This is a genomic window from Streptomyces sp. SYSU D01066-1, from assembly GCF_054956795.1.
In genome coordinates this window covers 83,873-101,908 of sequence record NZ_JBUDHV010000004.1, presented here as the reverse complement: position 1 = coordinate 101,908, position 18,036 = coordinate 83,873, and the positions used below count along the sequence as shown (strand labels likewise).

Sequence of the window (18,036 nt, the reverse complement as noted above, 5' to 3'; positions counted from 1 at the left end):
CGGTACGGCGTGGAGCGACAGCGCCTGAAGGATCTCCTGAGCGGGGACTCGGAGGCGTGGACGGCTTGTCGCTCCGCACTCGCCTCCGGAGCTCACTTCCAGCTGGCGGAAGAGCCAGTCCAGGTGGAACGCTTGGTGAGTACGTACAGCCGCCGGGAGAGATCGGCGCAGAAGAGGGGGCAACCTTCCCTCGGTTTCCCGCAGGCCGTCATGGATCTGGCCTCATCCGGCCTGGAGGAAGTGCTGGTCGGCCACGTCGATGACCGACCGCAGGGCGGCTGGTACTTCCAGCTCTTCCTGAGAGGTGACGCCTCAGACGTTGTCGCGTGTCTGGCTATCCGCCCCTCTGGGACGGAAGGGACTGAGTGACTCGGAGGAAATAACGAGGGCGGTGGGCGACAAGGTCCCATGGAAGGGCGGCGCTTGAGCGTGATTTCGACACTATGGGGGCCGAGGTCTCGGCCTGCGGCGGTGTCGAACCGGGATCATCGTTGGTCCTTGGCGGAGAACAGTCCGGCTCAGACCTTGAGCGACTCGACGAAGGCCGTGAAGGCGGCGACGGGGAAGGTGAGGGGGCGGGTGGTCGGGGTCTTGGAGTCACGTATCGCCACGTGGGTGGGGGAGTCCGCGATCTCGACACAGGCGTTGCCGTCGCCCTCGCCGGAGTAGGACGACTTGCGCCAGTTCGTGAAGACAGGCATGGGTCTCACGGCTCCTTCGACAACTCGCGGATGAGGTCTCGTGACCGGCCGGGGCCGAGCGATGCGTCCTCCACTCTACGGAAGCGCGTTCGGTAGGTGTCGAGTTGCACTTCCGAATCGAGGAAGGCCGGGCCATGAGGCGTGTCGCGGACTACGGTGCCCAGCTTCGGCACGGGGCCGCAGGCGTAGATCATGGTGCTGGATGCCTTGGCGAATCCGTCCAGGTCGAACGGGATGACACGTAGCGTGATCTGATCGGCCTCGGAAAAGTCGAGCAGGCGCGCGAGTTGAGCCCGCGAGGTCGCGCGGTCGCTGACGCGGATGCGAAGTGCCGTTTCATGGACGATCACTTCGTACGGGGTGGGGGACGCCCCTTCGAAGATCGCGCGGGCGTAGTCCTCCGTCTGGAGCATCCCGGGTACGAACAGCATCACCACCTCGCGCAGGAGCGTGGCGTGGTGTTCCAGTTCGGCCAGGTCGAGGAATGGTGGCGGCAGTGGAGAGGCTGCGGGTTCCTGTGCGGTCAGCGCCACGTACGGAGGTCGGACCTACGCGGATGCGACCGGCACCGACTTCACTCCGGGCGTTGTCCTCGGTACCGCGGAGTTCCCGCCGTGCGTCGACACACCGAACGATCCCGACGGAACGGTCCCCCGCGCGCCGACCACGGCGTACGCCGTCGAGGGCGTGGATCCGCGTACGGCCATCGCGGTGCGGTGGGACGAGGGTGAGCTGATGCTGCTCACTGTTCAGCCGGGCTGACACGACCGTAAGGGGCTGTCCGGTGGTCCGTCCGGGAACGGATGACACTTCGGGGGCAAGTGTCATCCGTTTTCGGGGGTGGGTGTCGGTGGGGGAGGGCGCTCAGGACTTGAGTGACTTGACGAACGCCGTGAAGGCGACCACCGGAAAGGTGAGGGTGGTGCGGGCGGTCGGTGTGGTCTTCGAGTCGCGTATCGCGACGTGCGTGGACGAGTTGGCTATCTCCACACAGGCGTTGCCGTCGTCGGGCCCCGAGTAGGACGACTTGCGCCAGTTGTCCATGTCCTGCTCACTGCTCCTTCGCCAACCGGTGGATGAAGTCACGCGACCGTTCGGGACTCAGGGTTACGGCTTCCACTTTACGGAAGCGTGTTCGGAAAGCGCCCAGCTGTGCCTCGCAGTCAATGAAGGCCGAACCGTGGGGGACATCCCGTACCACGGTGTCGAGCTTGGCGACGGGTCCGCCCGTGTAGGTCATGGCGGTGGCGGCCCGGGCGAAGCCGTCCAGATCGAACGGAATGACGCGCACGGTGATGTGGTCGGCCTCGGAGAGCTGCGACAGCTTGATGAGCTGCGCTCGGGCAGCCGCGCGGTCGCTGACCCTGATGCGCAAGGCTGCCTCGTGGATCGCCAACTCGTATGGGGTGGTGGTGAGCTGGCGTCTCATGCGGTGCTGGACGCGCAGCTCAAGTTCTTCGGACGTCAGTTCTGGTACCCGTGACGAGAAGACGGCTCGGGCGTACTCCTCCGTCTGCAACAGGCCGGGCACATGCACGATCGCCACTTCACGCTGGAATGTGGCGTGATGCTCCAGTTCGGCGAGGTCCAGGAACGACGTGGGCAGCAGGCCCCGGTACTGCTCCCACCACCCACGTGCCCGATCGGTCGCCATGGCGACCAGAGCGTCGATGAACTCTTGGTCGGTGCAGGAGTAATGGGATGCGAGGCGGCGCAGTCGCTCCTCGCTCACACCCGCGAGGCCGGCTTCGATTTGGCTGATCTGGACCCTGTTCGCTCCGAGCAGCGACGCTGCCTGGATGGTCGTGAGTCCTGCTGCTTCGCGGAGCCTGCGCAGCTCAGCTCCCAAGCGCACCTGTCGCGCCGTCGGTTCACGCCTGAGAACCACACTCGCTCCTTGCCGCGGGCTCGTTCGGGGTCACGTTATGCGACCAGCTTGCCACGTATTGCATGTACGCCCTACCGTCAGTGATGCGACAAGCACTCATCGTTGCTCCTGAGTGCCGGAAGCGCACCGCTCCGTCCTGCCATCGCGGCGCGGCAACGACACCGGCCCTCGTCGTCGCCCACGATCCCTGTCACGCAACTTGGAGCCGCCCCATGCCCGAATCCGCCCCCTGGGAATACACCCTCTCCATCCCGAACGACGTCCGCGCCGTCACCGTCAGCCGCCGCACCCTCCGTCTGATCCTGACCGTGCACGGACTGATCCGCCTCGTCGACACCGCCGAACTGCTCGCGGCGGAGCTGGTCTCCAACGCCGTACGGCACACCGAGGGGCCCGCCGCCCTCCGGGTGCGCTGGTCGGGCGAAGTGCTGCGGATCACGGCGTGGGACGCCGATCCCGAGCCGCCCGCGCCGCCTCCGGAGGCCGGAGCGGGCGGCGACGAGCGGGAGGACGGTCGCGGGTTGGTCCTGGTGCGGGCCTGCGCGGACGTGTGGGGCTGGCGGCCTCTGGTCGAAAGCGGCAACAGAGGAAAGCTGGTGTGGTGCGAGCTGGTGTCGGCCTGACGCCGCTGTCAGCGATTTCACCGACCATTCAGCGGATCCACACAGGAAGGCGCGCGCTGTTCCCCCGCTCGACACTGCCTCGTTCACCGTCCGTTGCCTAACGTCCGGTGATCAAGAACATCGGCTCCGTGAGGGAAGGACATCGATGAGAGACGCGACGCGAAGAGGCCCCGGTCGGCGCCTGGCCGCTGTTCTGACCGCCGCCGCCGCGCTGCCCGTCGTGGCGCTCGCCCCGAGCCCGGTGCAGGCCGCCGAGACCGCCGCGGCAGCCGTCACCTGCGCCGGCACGGGCCCGACGTACGCCGTCGACACGGCCGGGAACCTGCTGCGCCAGGCCATGCCCACCCCGCTCACCGGCGGCACGATGCCGTCGCCCAGCACGATCGACACCGGCTGGTCCGGCTACGGGCAGGTCATGGCCGGCCCGGACCAGGAGCTGTACGGGGTCAAGTCCGACGGCCTCTACCTGAGCCGGCGCACCAGCTCGGGCACCTGGGACATCCACCACAAGAAGATCAGCAACAACTTCGGCCAGTACCAGCAGGCCGCGAACCGCGACAAGATAACCGTCGACCGGACCGGCCACATCTGGCGGCTCGACGAGAACGGCGCCCTGCGCTGGCACAGGTACTACGCGGACACCAGCTCCTGGTACCCCGGCGGCGACAAGATCGTCGACGCGGACTGGAGCCGCTACGACGCCGTCGTCGCCGGTGACGAAGGGGTGATCTACGGCCGGGAGGCCGCGACCGGGTCCCTGTACCGCTCCCGCTACGACTTCACCAGCCAGCGCTGGACCGAGCGTCACGTACGGGTGTCCTACTCCGGCTGGAACACCGAGGGCGACCTCGCGTCCCTGGGCGGCGACACCCTGCTGCGCGTCATGCCGGACGGCAACCTCCGCTACTACCGCTACGACGAGGACACCGACGCCTGGGCCGTCGCCGCCAAGGTCATCGGCTCCGACCGCTGGGCCGGGTACCTCAACGTGACCGCCGCTCCCGACACCTGCGGCGTCACCACCGACCACACCCCGCCGGCCCCGCAGATCACGGTGGAGGCCCACAGCACCACCAGCATCCTCCAGGCATCCGCCGGCACCGTGGAGTACGCCTACACGGACGGCATCGGCCGGCTCGTGCACGGACGCCAGTCGGACCCCTCCGACTTCAACAGCGTCCAGTGGACCGTCGTCGACGACCAGGAGGGGTTCACCGGCCGGCCCTCGCTGGCCGAGCACCCCGACGGCCGCCTGGTGCTGACCGCCCACAACCTGAACAGCGACATCTGGACGCGGAACCAGGCCGCCCAGTCCAGCGCCGACTGGTCGGACTGGGCCGACCTGGCCGGTCGGATGGCCCAACACGCCACCACCGCGAAGCTGCCCGACGGACGGCTGGTCCAGTTCTCCGTCGACGCGGACGGCAGGCCCTGGTACCGCGTCGAGCAGGAGGCCAACGGCTACTTCATGAGCTGGCTGCCGCTGAGCGGCGGCAGCCACACCCAGCCGCTGACAGCCGTCACCGTCCGCGACGGCATCCAGCTGTTCGGCGTCAACGCCTCCGGCACGGTGACCACCGCCCACTTCAGCGACGGCACCCTCTCGGCCTGGACCAACCTCCCCGGCACGGGCTTCACCGGCACGCCGGCGGTCGTGGTCTACCCGGGCTACCGGCTCGCCGTCTTCGCCCGCGACGCCGACGGGCACATCGTCACCATGGGCCAGACCACCGAGGGCGGCGCCTTCCCCGACACCTGGTCCCAGGTCGGCGACCAGACCTTCGCCGGCTCCCCGTCCGTCGTCATCAGCCCGCTGACCGGCATCACCGAGGTCATGGCCCGCGCCGACGACGGCTACCTCTACAACACCGGCGAACAGACCCAGGGCTCCGGCACCTGGCGCACCTGGAAGCGGGAGACCTCCGAAATCGCGGCCACCGACCCCACCGCCTTCGCCTACACCAACGCCTCCGGCCCCACCTGGGCCTTCTCCTACCGCACCAGCGCCAACCAGACCCGCGTCTACGCCGCCTCCAGCGCCACCACCCTCAGCACCTTCCGCACCACCGCGGCCACGGCCCCGCCGGCGCCCGTCTTCACCGCCCACGAACTCCCGGCGCCGACGGACGAGCGGTCCCGCTAGTCCCGCACCCGTCGACTCCGACCGGTGCGGCGCGGCGGTGCCCGACGTCCCGGTGAATCGTTGGTCGAATGGGTTGGCCGGAGCCCGTCCACTGCCTACCATCGATCACCGCAAGACTTTGTGCACCGTCGCACAATCTCCAACGGGAGGTTCCCTTGCACCGCCGTCGCACCGCGCTCCTCCTCACCGCCGCGATCGCCGCGGCGGCACCGCTCCTCACCGCCTGCGGGAACGACGCGCACCCCGGTGCGGCGGCCGTCGTCGACGGCCGGCGGATCACCGTCGCGCAGCTGGAGGACCGGGTCAGCGAGGTGCGCGCGGCCCAGCGCGCGGCCGTGCCCGACGAGGCGCAGTACGCGCAGGCCATCTCCAGGACCGGCAGCCTCACCCGCGACACCCTCCAGAGCATGGTCCTCGACCGGGTCCTGCACCGCGCCGCCCAGGACGCGGGCGTCACCGTCACCCGCAAGGAGGTCCAGCAGATGCGCACCGGGCTGCAGCAGCAGGCCGGGGGAGCCAAGGCGCTCAGGACGGTCTGGCTCCAGCAGTACGGCATCGCCCCGGGGCGCGTCGACGACAACCTCCGTCTCCAGCTGGAGGCCCAGAAGCTGGCCGAGCACCTCGGCACCGACACCGGCCGGCCCGCCTTCTGGAAGGCCCTGTCGCAGACGTCGAAGAAGCTGGACATCGCCCTCAACCCGCGCTACGGCACCTGGGACGTCGAGAAGAGCAGCCGTGCCGACGCGAAGACGCCCTGGCTACGGGAGGTCGCGCCGGCGGGAGTGCCCCAGGCGGCGTGACGGTACAGCCGTGAAGCCCGCCCCCTGTGGATAACTTCCGGGGCATCCGGCGCCGTGCGTTACGTTCGAGGTGTGAACGCCACGAGTCCCGAAGCCGCCGCCGGCCAGGTCCCCGCCCCCGGTCGCGTCGTCCTGCTCACCACCAGCCACCGCGTCGCCCCCGGTCTGCTGTCCTGGCCGGCCTGGCAGGCGCTGCGCGCCGCCGACCGCGTGCTGTGCGCGGACGGCGCGCACCCGCAGCTGCCGTACCTGCGGGAGGCGGGGATACGGGTCGACGAGTCGGCCCCCACCGCCGAGGAACTGGTCGACGCCTGCGCGGGCGGGCACACGGTGGTGGTCGTGGCGACCGGGGAGGGGGAGCCCGCCCTCACCGACGGACTCGCCCGGCTGGCCGGTTCCGGCCGCGTCGCGATGCCCGAGCTGGAACTGCTGCCCGCCTCCTACGACCTGCCCGGCGCCCGCCTGCTCGACCTCGTCCAGGTCATGGACCGCATCCGCGCCGAGTGCCCGTGGTCGTCGCGACGCACCCACGAGGGCCTGGTGAAGTACGTCCTGGAGGAGGCGTACGAACTCGTCGAGGCCATCGAGGAGGGCGACCGCGACGAACTGCGTGAGGAACTCGGCGACGTCCTGCTCCAGGTCGTCTTCCACGCCCGGATCGCCGAGGAGGACCCGGAGGCCCCCTTCTCCATCGACGACGTGGCCGCAACCATCGTCACCAAGCTGATCCACCGCCACCCGCACGTCTTCGGGGACGAGACCGCCACCACCCCCGAGGAGGTCAGGGAGCACTGGCTGCGCACCAAGGCGGTGGAGAAGCGACGCACCTCCGTCACCGAGGGCGTCCCGCTCGGCCAGCCCGGCCTGGCCCTCGCCGCCAAGCTGGCCTCCCGGGTGCGCACGGCCGGCCTGGACGTCCCGCTGCCCCGCGTCGAGGGCCCCGGCTACGAGTTGCTGGCGCTGGCGGTGCGCGCCGAGGCGGAGGGCGTGGACCCGGAGGCGGCCCTGCGCGCGGCGGCGCGGGCCTACCGGGACGCGATCCGGGAGACGGAGGCGCGGACGCGGTCGTAAAGGGCGCGGACGCGGTCGTCGAAGAGGGACGGATACGGTCGGGGGGTGACCGAGCAAGCCGAGCCCCGCCGCGCCACCCCTGCCCCTGCCACCCCGGCTCCTGCCGCCCCCGCCCCCGCCACCCCGGCCCCCGCCACCCCGGCCCCTGCCGCCCCCGAACTGTTCACCTGGGAGTTCGCGAGCGACCCGTACCCCGCCTACGCCTGGCTGCGCGAGCACGCCCCCGTGCACCGCACCCGGCTGCCCAGCGGGGTGGAGGCATGGCTGGTCACCCGGTACGCCGACGCCCGGCAGGCGCTCGCCGACCCCCGGCTGTCGAAGAACCCGGCGCATCACGCCGAACCTGCGCACGCCAAGGGCAAGACCGGCATCCCGGGGGAGCGCAAGGCGGAGCTGATGACGCACCTGCTCAACATCGACCCGCCGGACCACACCCGGCTGCGCCGGCTGGTGAGCAAGGCGTTCACCCCGCGCCGCGTCGCCGAGTTCGCGCCCCGCGTGCGGGAACTCGCCGACGGCCTCATCGGCTCCTTCGCGGGACGGGGCGAGGCCGACCTCATCCACGAGTTCGCCTTCCCGCTCCCCATCTACGCCATCTGCGACCTGCTCGGCGTCCCCCGCGAGGACCAGGACGACTTCCGGGACTGGGCGGGCATGATGATCCGGCACGGCGGAGGCCCCCGGGGCGGGGTCGCGCGGTCGGTGAAGAAGATGCGCGGCTACCTCGCCGACCTCATCCACCGCAAACGCCAGGCGCTGCCGCCCGAGCCCGCGCCCGGCGAGGACCTCATCTCCGGTCTGATCCGCGCCTCCGACGAGGGCGAGCACCTCACCGAGAACGAGGCCGCCGCGATGGCGTTCATCCTCCTCTTCGCCGGTTTCGAGACCACCGTCAACCTCATCGGCAACGGCATGTACGCCCTGCTCACCCACCCCGAGCAGCGCACCCGCCTCCAGGAGTCGCTCGCGGCCGGCGAGCGCGGCCTGCTGGAGACCGGCGTGGAGGAACTCCTGCGCTACGACGGCCCGGTGGAACTGGCCACCTGGCGGTTCGCCACCCGGCCGCTCACCATCGGCGGCCAGGACATCGCCGTCGGCGACCCGGTCCTCGTCGTCCTCGCCGCCGCCGACCGCGACCCGGCGCGCTTCACGGACCCCGACACCCTGGACCTCTCCCGCAAGGACAGCCAGCACCTCGGCTACGGCCACGGCATCCACTACTGCCTCGGCGCCCCGCTGGCCCGCCTGGAGGGCCAGACCGCGCTCGCCACGCTCCTGACCCGCCTGCCCGACCTGCGCCTGGCCGCCGACCCGGCCGAACTGCGCTGGCGCGGCGGCCTCATCATGCGGGGCCTGCGCACCCTGCCGGTGTCGTTCACCGCGACCGAGTGAATGATCCGTCGCACCCGCAAAGGTGACGCGCGGTCAGCACTGTGATCTCCATGTGATCTACACGGCATGAACTTGTGATGGGTGATCGTATGCCTATACGTTCACGGATCAGCGCGGCACCGAGCACCAACCGCCGTGCGGGCCCTGCTGTCTCGTGAAAGGTCTCCGCATGCTCTCCGGGAACGGCCGACACCGTCGCCCCCGCCAGGCCCCGGCCCTGGTCGTCGCTGCCGGAGTCACCGGCTCCGCCATCGCGATCCCGCTCCTCGGAGCCACCGGCGCCCACGCGGCCGACGGCGCGGCCTGGGACCGTGTCGCCGAGTGCGAGACCGGCGGCGCGTGGAGCCAGAACAGCGGCAACGGCTATTACGGTGGCCTGCAGTTGTCCCAGGAGGACTGGGAGGCGTTCGGCGGCCTCGAGTACGCCACCACCGCCGACCGGGCCAGCCGCTCCCAGCAGATCCGCGTGGCCGAGAAGGTGCTGGCGGCCCAGGGCGTCGCCGCCTGGCCGTCCTGCGGACCGCTCGCCGGACTGGAGGGGGGCGCGTCGGACGACGGCGCGTCGGACGATTCGTCCGGATCGGCGTCATCGGACGCGGAGTCGGACGGTTCTTCCGGTTCGAGTGGTTCCTCCGCTTCCTCCGGCTCAACCGGTTCGGCCGGTTCAGACGCGGAGTCGGACGATTCAGCCGATTCAGCCGGTTCGGCCGGTTCAGCCGGTTCGAGTGATTCGACCGGCTCTTCGGCGGACTCCGGTTCTGATTCCGGCTCCGACGCCTCCGGCCCCTCGTCCTCCCCCTCGGCCACTCCGTCCGCCGACACTTCGGACACTGGCGACGAATCGGCCGACTCCGGCACATCGTCCGAATCCGCCTCCCCCGTCGAGGAAGCGAGCGGCGCGGCCACCACCAAGCGCGACACCACGGACACCTCCGGCGCCACCGGCAGCGCCGACAACCTCGAACCGAGCCCCGCCATTTCGAGCCTCACCAGGACCGGCGAGGGTGACGCGGCCACCGGGACCGGCACCGGCCGGCACCGCGGCGGCAGCGCCGAGGAGGAGGCGGTGAAGGGCCGTTCGGAGTCGTCCTCGGGGCGGCACGCCTCGCGCGACGACGGGACGGCCCGGGACGCGGGCGACGGGACGTACACCGTCCGCGCCGGCGACAGTCTCTGGACCATCGCCGACTCCCTTGACCTCGCCGGGGGATGGTCCTCCCTCTACGCCGCGAACAAGGAGGCCGTAGGTGCCGACCCCGACCGCATCCTGCCCGGTCAGAAGCTTGCCGTCGGGACCGAACCGGTCGAGGAGTGACGGCAGTTCGCGTCGCGGTTGCGGGTGATTGTCCGTATTAAACGCCGTGAGAGATAGGTCTCAGAAGCCCTGATCGTCTTTGAAAATCCACCGCGGGCCTGCCTACGGTCGTGACCGCTCGCCATCGCGGGCCCCGGCCGCCGCAACGCCGAATCCTGCCAGCGGCAGTCCGGGAACAGTCGTCGCGCAAGCGCCGAAGGCAGGAGCGGGGGACCCAAGGTAAGTCGCCGCACCGGGCAGTTGAGCCGGAGCGGCTAGGGGTGGAGCCGAGTCCCGTGAGGGACCCGGCCGGGCAACTCAACCGGCCCGAACCCGACAGCTCACCTCGCAGGCGTCGGTGAGGGGATCATCCATGCTGTTCTCCAGCAAGGGCAAGCACCGTCGTCCGTCCAAGGCCACTCGCGCCATCGCCATCGCCGGCGTGACCGGTGCCGCCGTCGCCGCCCCGCTGATGGCGGCCGGCAACGCCTCCGCCGCCACCGAGTCCGAGTGGGACACCGTCGCCCAGTGCGAGTCCGGCGGCAACTGGTCCATCAACACCGGCAACGGCTACTACGGCGGTCTGCAGTTCTCCGCCTCCACCTGGGCGGCCTACGGGGGCACGCAGTACGCCTCCACCGCCGACCAGGCCAGCAAGGACCAGCAGATCCAGGTCGCCGAGAAGGTCCTCGCGGCCCAGGGCAGGGGCGCCTGGCCGACCTGCGGCACGGGCCTGTCCGGCGCCGGCTACACCGGCAGCCAGGGCAGCGGTTCGCAGGAGCAGAGCACCGGCTCCTCCACCGCCACCGAGGACCGCTCCACCGAGCAGCAGACCTCCCGCTCCCAGGAGCGCCCGGCGGCCGAGTCGACCGGAACGGCCCAGTCGACCGAGTCGACCGGGTCGGCCGACTCGGCCGGCAAGACCGTCACCACCCCCACCGGCGAGAAGGTCGAGAAGGGTGACGGCGAGTACAAGGTCGTCAAGGGCGACACCCTCAGCTCCATCGCCGAGGCGCACGACGTCGACGGCGGCTGGGCGGAGCTGTTCGAGCTCAACGACGACATCGTCGACGAGGCCGACCTGATCTACCCGGGTCAGCAGCTGCACCTGAAGTAGGACGGTGCGAACTCCCCGCCCCGGCGCGTCCTCCCCCGTACGCGCCGGGGCGGGGTCATGTCCGAAACGTGACGGCGGAAATCCACCCCCTGCTTTGTTCCGTTCAGAAACAATTTACTCTCGGTTCCGCACAACGGGTGGGTGACCGGCTGGCCGATCTCCCGGAGCCGGTTAGGCTCGGACCCGCAGAGCCGCTGCGTGCCGCACCTCCGCGTCACACACATGCGTCACCACGCACGCGTCACACAGAAGCGTCACATTGAAGAAGGAGATGCTCGTGCCGTCCATCGACGTCGTCGTAGCCCGGGAAATCCTGGACTCCCGAGGCAACCCCACGGTCGAGGTCGAGGTCGGCCTCGACGACGGCAGCACGGGTCGTGCCGCCGTTCCGTCCGGCGCCTCCACCGGTGCCTTCGAGGCCATCGAGCTGCGTGACGGTGACTCCAACCGCTACCTGGGCAAGGGCGTGGAGAAGGCCGTCCTCGCCGTCATCGAGCAGATCGGCCCGGAGCTGGTCGGCTACGACGCCACCGAGCAGCGCCTGATCGACCAGGCCATGTTCGACCTGGACGCCACCGACAACAAGGGCTCGCTGGGCGCCAACGCCATCCTGGGCGTCTCCCTCGCCGTCGCGCACGCCGCCTCCGAGGCCAGCGACCTGCCGCTCTTCCGCTACCTGGGCGGCCCGAACGCGCACCTGCTGCCCGTTCCGATGATGAACATCCTGAACGGCGGCTCGCACGCCGACTCCAACGTGGACATCCAGGAGTTCATGATCGCCCCGATCGGCGCGGAGTCCTTCTCCGAGGCCCTGCGCTGGGGCGCCGAGGTCTACCACACGCTGAAGAAGGTCCTGAAGAACAAGGGCCTGTCCACCGGCCTCGGCGACGAGGGCGGCTTCGCCCCGAACCTCGACTCCAACCGCGCCGCCCTCGACCTCATCCTGGAGGCGATCAAGGAGGCCGGTTACACCCCCGGCGAGCAGATCGCCCTCGCCCTGGACGTCGCCGCCTCCGAGTTCTACAAGGACGGCGTCTACTCCTTCGAGGGCAAGGAGCGCACCGCCGCCGAGATGACGGAGTACTACGCGGAGCTGGTCGACGCCTACCCGCTGGTCTCCATCGAGGACCCGCTGTTCGAGGACGACTGGGAGGGCTGGAAGACCATCACCGACAAGCTCGGCGACAAGGTCCAGCTCGTCGGCGACGACCTGTTCGTCACCAACCCGGAGCGCCTGGCCCGCGGCATCGAGGAGGGCGCCGCCAACGCCCTGCTCGTCAAGGTCAACCAGATCGGTTCGCTGACCGAGACCCTGGACGCCGTCGAGCTGGCCCAGCGCAACGGCTTCAAGTGCATGATGTCCCACCGCTCCGGCGAGACCGAGGACGTCACCATCGCCGACCTCGCCGTCGCCACCAACTGCGGCCAGATCAAGACCGGCGCCCCGGCCCGCTCCGAGCGCGTCGCCAAGTACAACCAGCTGCTGCGCATCGAGGAGATCCTCGACGACGCCGCGGTGTACGCCGGCCGCAGCGCGTTCCCCCGGTTCCGCTCCGCGAACCAGTAGGCGCGGCGAGGGCCGACCGCCCTGTGGAAGGCGGCGTCGTACGTACGTCCCCGTACCCGGTCCCGTACCGTGTGCGGGGACGTACGCGTGTGCACGGGAGGCGGGAAACGAGATGGCCGTGAGGGACCGGGACCGTTTCTCGACCGCGACCAGGATCAGGGCGCTCGGCGAGCAGACCGCGGCCCGGGTCTACCGTTCGCAGACCAGGCGCCAGGCCCGCCGCTCCCGGCTGACCGGCCGGGCGGCCCTGCTGGTGATGGTGATCTGCTCGCTGGTCGTGGTGCTCGCCTACCCGATACGGCAGTACGTCGCCCAGCGCGCCGAGATCGCCGAGCTCCAGCGGGAGAAGGAGCAGGCGCGGCAGCGGGTCGAGGACCTGCGCGACCTCAAGGCGCGCTGGCAGGACGACGCCTACGCCGAGCAGCAGATCCGGCGGCGGCTGCACTACGTGATGCCGGGGGAGACGGGTTACGTCGTCATCGACCCGGGTACCGCCGAGCAGTCGCGGACCGGTCTGGGGGCCGCCGGCCGGCCCTGGTACCGCACGCTCTGGGACGGTGTCGACAAGGCCGACGCCGCCGCCAGCCACCAGTAGGACCCACAGGAAGAACGACAGAAGCCAGCCATGCACACCCCCCCGCCGCCCACCCCGCGCACCGAGCCCACCGACGCGGACGTCGACGCGTTCCGCCGGCAGCTGGGCCGCCCGCCGCGCGGACTGCGCGCGATCGCGCACCGGTGCCCCTGCGGGCAGCCGGACGTCGTGGAGACCGCTCCCCGGCTGCCCGACGGCACGCCGTTCCCGACGCTGTACTACCTGACGTGCCCCCGGGCCGCCTCCGCGATCGGCACCCTCGAGGCCGACGGGGTGATGAAGGAGATGACCGGGCGGCTCGCCACCGACCCGGAGCTGGCCGCCGCGTACCGCGCCGCGCACGAGGACTACATCCGGCGCCGCGACGAGATCGAGGAGCTGACCGGCTTCCCGAGCGCGGGCGGCATGCCCGACCGGGTCAAGTGCCTGCACGTGCTGGTCGCCCACTCGCTGGCCGCCGGTCCCGGCGTGAACCCGCTGGGCGACGAGGCGATCGGGATGCTGCCCGAGTGGTGGCGCAAGGGCCCGTGCGTGACCACCGCCTGCGGGGAGGACGAGAAGTGACCCGTGTCGCCGCCGTCGACTGCGGTACCAACTCCATCCGGCTGCTGGTCGCGGACGCGGACCCGGTCACGGGCGAGCTGGCCGAACTGGACCGCCGTATGACGATCGTGCGCCTGGGCGAGGGCGTCGACCGCACCGGGCGGCTCGCGCCGCGGGCGCTGGAGCGGACCTTCGCCGCCTGCCGCGAGTACGCGGAGGTCATCGGGCGGCACGGCGCCGAGCGGGTCCGCTTCGTGGCGACCTCCGCCTCCCGGGACGCCGAGAACCGCGACGACTTCGTGCGCGGGGTGCTGGACATCCTCGGCGTCGAACCCGAGGTGATCACCGGCGACCAGGAGGCCGAGTTCTCCTTCACCGGCGCCACCAGGGAGCTGACCGGCCGCGCCGACCTGCACCGCCCCTTCCTGGTCGTGGACATCGGCGGCGGCTCGACGGAGTTCGTCGTCGGCGACGACCACGTCCGCGCCGCCCGCTCCGTCGACGTCGGCTGCGTCCGGATGACGGAACGGCACCTGGTGCGCGACGGCGCGGTGACCGACCCGCCCACCGGGGAGCAGATCGCGGCGATGCGGGCCGACATCGAGGCGGCCCTCGACCTGGCGGAGCGGACGGTCCCGCTCACCGAGGCGCGCACCCTGGTCGGCCTGGCCGGCTCGGTGACGACCCTCTCGGCGATCGCGCAGGACCTCCCGGAGTACGACTCCCGGGCCATCCACCACTCCCGCCTCACCCGCGCCCAGGTGGACGAGATCACCGCCCGCCTCCTCCACTCCACCCACGCCGAACGCGCCGCGATCCCCGCCATGCACCCGGGCCGCGTCGACGTCATCGGCGCGGGGGCCCTCGTCCTGCGGACGATCATGGAACGGACGGGCACGGAGGAGGTCGTGGTGAGCGAGCACGACATCCTGGACGGCATAGCTCACAGCTGCGCCGCCGAGGCGCGCTGAGACGGTGCCGGTGCCGGGCGGGGCGTCACAGGTTGCGGTAGACGTCCCGCCGGTCGCCCACCTTGACCACGAGGACGACGAGTTCACCATCGTTGATCTGGTAGGCGACCCGGTAGCTACCGACCCTGAGCCGGTAGAGGCCCGACGGGCCGGTGAGCTTCTTGACGTCGGCGTATTGCCGGTACGGATCGTCACCGAGTGCGGTCAACGCGGCCAGGATGCGCATGGCGTCGGGTCGGCTGATGGCCCGAAGCTGACGCTGTGCCGCCGTGGTGAACCGGAAGGCGTACTTCACGCCGCCTCGCCGTCCTGCTCGGTGAACAGATCCGCCAGCAGTTCCGCCATCGTCACGGTGGTGCCGCCCTCGGCCAGCACAGCTTCGGCCTCGCGCGCCAACATCACGTCGGCGGCTTCCTCCAACGCTTCGAAGTCCGAGATCGGGACCACGGCTGCCACCGGTGCGCCGTTGCGCGTGATGACGGTCGGGACACCTTCCTCGGCCCGGTTGATGTGATCGGCGAGGTGTGCGCGGGCTTCCCGTACAGTCACGGTGTTTTCAGTCATGAAGTCAGTGTACGCATCGGCGTGTACACGGCGCATCCGTAGACGGAAGCGCGTTCGTGCGCGATCCTCGACGGGATCGCCCTCGCGGCGGCGGAGGGGCCGAGCCGGTGAACCGGACGGCTCAGGCTCCGCCCCTCTTTTCCTCCTGCTCGGCGGAGAACGTCGAAAGGGCCGCCACGCGTTGTCTCATGATGCGTCCCATGAGCCACTTCCAGAGAAGGCCGGTCCCGGGCGTCCGGGGTGTGAAGTCGGCATACCAGCGAATGTGCGTACCGCCGGCGGAACCGGGGGTCAGCTCGATCACCCCCCGGTAGTCGCTCCACAGTTTGTCGCCTTCCGTGGTGTAGACGAGCCGGCGCCGCGGAACGGTCTCCTGGACGCGTACGCAGGTCACGTTCTTTCCGTGCCGCAGCGCCCACAGCGTGCCGGGCCCACCGGACTCGGCACCTGGCGTCCGCGGCTCCACGGACGTGAACGGCTGCCATTCCGTGTATGTGTAAAAGTCCGTTATCGCCGCGTACACGGTGTCCACCGACGCCGGTGAGTCGCACTCCACGTCGTACCCTCGCACTGACATTCCTTCCGTGAATGGCGGCAGTAAATAAGGCGAGGGGAAGTATACGGGCGGCAATTTGTGGCGCGGGGGAATCGGCGGCGATGAATCCGCACATGAATTGCACGCGAAGTTCACCCGCGCGCCTTTCGTGTCACTTCGCGAGCTCGCGCCGTTGTCCCGGCGGGCGACGCGGTGGGCCGGGTGGGGCGGGGAGCGCGTCCGGCGGGACGTGGGGAGTGTGTCCGGGGGGGTGTGGAGCGCGCCCGCCGGGGTGTGGAGCGTGCCCGGCGGGACGTGTGGAGCGCGTCCGGCGGACCGTGCCGTGCGTCCGGCGGGCGGGGGAGTGCGTCCGCCGGAGCCGCGTCGGCGGGCGGCGGCGGTTGCGCGGGCTCGGGTGAACCGGCCCCGTTCGTCCTACGTATGAGCAGGTCGGGGAACGTCTGAGCGGCTTTGGCGGCCCTCGCGGGCGGTCTCCGCGGGCTTCTCGCGGGAAACTTCGTGAAGTTCTTCACAAGAGATTGGGCCGCGAGGGGTGACGAACGGCCTCCCGTTGACCCTTTTGGGGACCCGACCGCCCTTTGAACGTGTTCAGAAGCGTGATAAAGGAAAGGCCCGGACGGTCGCGCGCGACAACGGGCCCGAGGGGTCCGGAAGGCCGGAGCGGCAGCTCACGCGGCATTGACAACGGAGCGTACTGCGCGGCGGTTCCCGTCTCGCGCCATGACCTCCGTCACGCGGGCGGAGGAGTGTAACACGACCCTCGCCCGAGCTTGTGAAGGGGCGCACGAAGCACCCCCCAGGAGCAGGTGGATACTCGATGCCATGAGCACCACGGAGCGTCCCAGGATCCTCGTAGTAGGCGGTGGGTACGTAGGCCTGTACGCAGCTCGGCGCATCCTCAAGAAGATGCGCTACGGCGAGGCGACCGTCACGGTCGTCGACCCCCGGTCGTACATGACCTACCAGCCCTTCCTCCCCGAAACCGCCGCCGGCAACATCTCCCCGCGCCACGTCGTCGTACCCCTGCGACGCGTGCTGCCGAAGGCGGAGGTCCTCACCGGCCGGGTCACCACCATCGACCAGGACCGCAAGGTCGCCACGATCGCCCCGCTGACGGGCGAGGCGTACGAGCTGCCGTTCGACTACCTGGTCATCGCCATGGGAGCGGTCTCCCGCACCTTCCCGATCCCCGGCCTCGCCGAGCAGGGCATCGGCATGAAGGGCGTGGAGGAGGCCATCGGCCTGCGCAACCACGTCCTGGAGCAGCTGGACAAGGCCGACTCCACCACCGACGAGGAGATCCGCCGCCGGGCGCTCACCTTCGTCTTCATCGGCGGCGGCTTCGCGGGCGCGGAGACCATCGGCGAGGTCGAGGACATGGCCCGGGACGCGGCCAAGGAGTACAACAACGTGTCCCGCGAGGACATGCGGTTCATCCTGGTCGACGCCGCCGACAAGATCCTCCCCGAGGTCGGCCCCAAGCTCGGCCAGTACGGCAAGGAGCACCTGGAGAGCCGCGGGGTCGAGATCTACCTCTCCACCTCCATGGACTCCTGCGTCGACGGCCACGTGGTGCTCAAGAACGGCCTGGAGGTCGACGCCGACACGATCGTGTGGACGGCGGGCGTCAAGCCCAACCCGGTGCTGTCCCGCTTCGGTCTCCCGCTCGGCCCGCGCGGCCACGTCGACACCGCCGCCACCCTCCAGGTGCAGGGCACCGACTACATCTGGGCCGCCGGCGACAACGCCCAGGTGCCCGACCTGGTCGGCCGCAAGAACGGCAACCCGAACGCCTGGTGCCCGCCCAACGCCCAGCACGCGCTGCGCCAGGCCAAGGTCCTCGGCGACAACGTCGTCTCCGGCATGCGGGGCTTCCCGCAGAAGGAGTACAGCCACGCCAACAAGGGCGCGGTCGCGGGCCTCGGCCTGCACAAGGGCGTCGCGATGATCGTCATGGGCAAGATGAAGATCAAGCTCAAGGGCCGTCTCGCCTGGTACATGCACCGCGCCTACCACGGCATGGCGATGCCGACGTTCAACCGCAAGATCCGCGTCTTCGCGGACTGGACGCTCGGGATGTTCCTCAAGCGCGAGGTCGTCTCGCTCGGCGCCGTCGAGACGCCGCGCGAGGAGTTCTACGAGGCCGCCAAGCCGGCCCCGGTCGCCGCCTCCGCCAAGACCGAGGAGAAGGCCAAGGCCTCCTGAGGCCGG

20 protein-coding genes, 1 pseudogene and 1 riboswitch are annotated in these 18,036 nt (G+C 70.4%); of the genes and pseudogenes, 14 read left to right on the top strand and 7 right to left on the bottom strand.

What is annotated here, in order from left to right; translation table 11 throughout:
• The first annotated feature begins 9 nt into the window (after positions 1-9).
• A complete protein-coding gene (locus tag ACY1JF_RS05895) occupies positions 10-369 on the top strand; it encodes a hypothetical protein (RefSeq protein WP_462703899.1) in 360 nt (119 codons plus the stop codon).
• Positions 370-518: 149 nt separating this feature from the next.
• On the opposite strand, the gene ACY1JF_RS05890 is transcribed toward ACY1JF_RS05895, so the two are convergent.
• Positions 519-701: a DUF397 domain-containing protein gene (locus ACY1JF_RS05890; RefSeq protein ID WP_462703898.1), complete on the bottom strand. Its 183-nt coding sequence runs from the start codon at positions 699-701 to the stop codon at positions 519-521.
• Between the two features lie 5 nt (positions 702-706).
• Positions 707-1,198 (bottom strand): annotated as a pseudogene (locus ACY1JF_RS05885) (DUF5753 domain-containing protein); the annotation flags it as partial.
• On the opposite strand from ACY1JF_RS05885, the gene ACY1JF_RS05880 reads away from it, so the two are divergent.
• Positions 1,152-1,463, top strand: coding sequence for a DUF6281 family protein (locus tag ACY1JF_RS05880; protein ID WP_462703897.1), 312 nt, complete (start codon positions 1,152-1,154; stop codon positions 1,461-1,463). The pseudogene ACY1JF_RS05885 and the gene ACY1JF_RS05880 overlap by 47 nt on opposite strands.
• Before the next feature lie 102 nt (positions 1,464-1,565).
• Here the strand turns inward: ACY1JF_RS05880 and ACY1JF_RS05875 are convergent, their stop codons facing one another.
• Both ACY1JF_RS05875 and ACY1JF_RS05870 read right to left on the bottom strand, forming a co-directional pair.
• Complete coding sequence (locus ACY1JF_RS05875; RefSeq protein WP_462703896.1) at positions 1,566-1,745, bottom strand: DUF397 domain-containing protein; 180 nt, start codon at positions 1,743-1,745, stop codon at positions 1,566-1,568.
• Positions 1,746-1,752: 7 nt separating this feature from the next.
• Positions 1,753-2,589 (bottom strand): helix-turn-helix domain-containing protein, encoded by an 837-nt coding sequence (locus ACY1JF_RS05870; RefSeq protein ID WP_462703895.1) that lies wholly within the window; start codon positions 2,587-2,589, stop codon positions 1,753-1,755.
• A gap of 212 nt (positions 2,590-2,801) precedes the next feature.
• Here ACY1JF_RS05870 and ACY1JF_RS05865 point away from each other — a divergent pair, with 212 nt between their 5' ends.
• The 11 genes from ACY1JF_RS05865 (at position 2,802) to ACY1JF_RS05815 (ending at position 14,705) form a co-directional block, all read left to right on the top strand.
• On the top strand, positions 2,802-3,212 hold the full coding sequence (locus tag ACY1JF_RS05865) for an ATP-binding protein (RefSeq protein WP_462703894.1): 411 nt from the start codon (positions 2,802-2,804) through the stop codon (positions 3,210-3,212).
• A gap of 145 nt (positions 3,213-3,357) precedes the next feature.
• Complete coding sequence (locus ACY1JF_RS05860; RefSeq protein ID WP_462703893.1) at positions 3,358-5,355, top strand: tachylectin-related carbohydrate-binding protein; 1,998 nt, start codon at positions 3,358-3,360, stop codon at positions 5,353-5,355.
• Between the two features lie 155 nt (positions 5,356-5,510).
• Entirely contained in the window at positions 5,511-6,155 is a 645-nt protein-coding gene (locus ACY1JF_RS05855) for a SurA N-terminal domain-containing protein (protein WP_462703892.1), read from the top strand.
• Between the two features lie 72 nt (positions 6,156-6,227).
• Positions 6,228-7,226, top strand: a complete 999-nt coding sequence (locus tag ACY1JF_RS05850) for a nucleoside triphosphate pyrophosphohydrolase (protein ID WP_462703891.1) — start codon at positions 6,228-6,230, stop codon at positions 7,224-7,226.
• A 159-nt stretch (positions 7,227-7,385) separates the two neighbouring features.
• Positions 7,386-8,618, top strand: coding sequence for a cytochrome P450 family protein (locus ACY1JF_RS05845; protein WP_462704053.1), 1,233 nt, complete (start codon positions 7,386-7,388; stop codon positions 8,616-8,618).
• 169 nt (positions 8,619-8,787) lie between these two features.
• Complete coding sequence (locus ACY1JF_RS05840; RefSeq protein ID WP_462703890.1) at positions 8,788-9,933, top strand: transglycosylase family protein; 1,146 nt, start codon at positions 8,788-8,790, stop codon at positions 9,931-9,933.
• Positions 9,934-10,114: 181 nt separating this feature from the next.
• Positions 10,115-10,282: riboswitch (cyclic di-AMP (ydaO/yuaA leader) on the top strand.
• Positions 10,283-10,285: 3 nt separating this feature from the next.
• On the top strand, positions 10,286-11,029 hold the full coding sequence (locus ACY1JF_RS05835) for a transglycosylase family protein (protein ID WP_462703889.1): 744 nt from the start codon (positions 10,286-10,288) through the stop codon (positions 11,027-11,029).
• A 277-nt stretch (positions 11,030-11,306) separates the two neighbouring features.
• Positions 11,307-12,596 (top strand): phosphopyruvate hydratase, encoded by a 1,290-nt coding sequence (gene eno, locus ACY1JF_RS05830; RefSeq protein ID WP_462703888.1) that lies wholly within the window; start codon positions 11,307-11,309, stop codon positions 12,594-12,596.
• 112 nt (positions 12,597-12,708) lie between these two features.
• A complete protein-coding gene (locus tag ACY1JF_RS05825) occupies positions 12,709-13,191 on the top strand; it encodes an FtsB family cell division protein (RefSeq protein ID WP_462703887.1) in 483 nt (160 codons plus the stop codon).
• A 30-nt stretch (positions 13,192-13,221) separates the two neighbouring features.
• Positions 13,222-13,755, top strand: coding sequence for a DUF501 domain-containing protein (locus ACY1JF_RS05820; protein WP_462703886.1), 534 nt, complete (start codon positions 13,222-13,224; stop codon positions 13,753-13,755).
• On the top strand, positions 13,752-14,705 hold the full coding sequence (locus ACY1JF_RS05815; RefSeq protein WP_462703885.1) for a Ppx/GppA phosphatase family protein: 954 nt from the start codon (positions 13,752-13,754) through the stop codon (positions 14,703-14,705). The genes ACY1JF_RS05820 and ACY1JF_RS05815 overlap by 4 nt, the downstream gene beginning before the upstream one ends.
• 25 nt (positions 14,706-14,730) lie before the next feature.
• Here ACY1JF_RS05815 and ACY1JF_RS05810 read toward each other — a convergent pair whose 3' ends face one another.
• The 3 genes from ACY1JF_RS05810 to ACY1JF_RS05800 form a co-directional block, all read right to left on the bottom strand.
• On the bottom strand, positions 14,731-15,000 hold the full coding sequence (locus ACY1JF_RS05810; protein ID WP_462703884.1) for a type II toxin-antitoxin system RelE family toxin: 270 nt from the start codon (positions 14,998-15,000) through the stop codon (positions 14,731-14,733).
• A complete protein-coding gene (locus tag ACY1JF_RS05805; protein ID WP_048457331.1) occupies positions 14,997-15,269 on the bottom strand; it encodes a type II toxin-antitoxin system Phd/YefM family antitoxin in 273 nt (90 codons plus the stop codon). The genes ACY1JF_RS05810 and ACY1JF_RS05805 overlap by 4 nt, the downstream gene beginning before the upstream one ends.
• Positions 15,270-15,390: 121 nt before the next feature.
• Positions 15,391-15,846 (bottom strand): SRPBCC family protein, encoded by a 456-nt coding sequence (locus ACY1JF_RS05800; RefSeq protein ID WP_462704052.1) that lies wholly within the window; start codon positions 15,844-15,846, stop codon positions 15,391-15,393.
• Between the two features lie 801 nt (positions 15,847-16,647).
• Here ACY1JF_RS05800 and ACY1JF_RS05795 point away from each other — a divergent pair.
• Positions 16,648-18,030 carry an NAD(P)/FAD-dependent oxidoreductase gene (locus ACY1JF_RS05795; protein ID WP_462703883.1) on the top strand — a complete coding sequence of 461 codons (1,383 nt, stop codon included), beginning with the start codon at positions 16,648-16,650 and terminating at the stop codon, positions 18,028-18,030.
• Positions 18,031-18,036 lie beyond the last annotated feature (6 nt).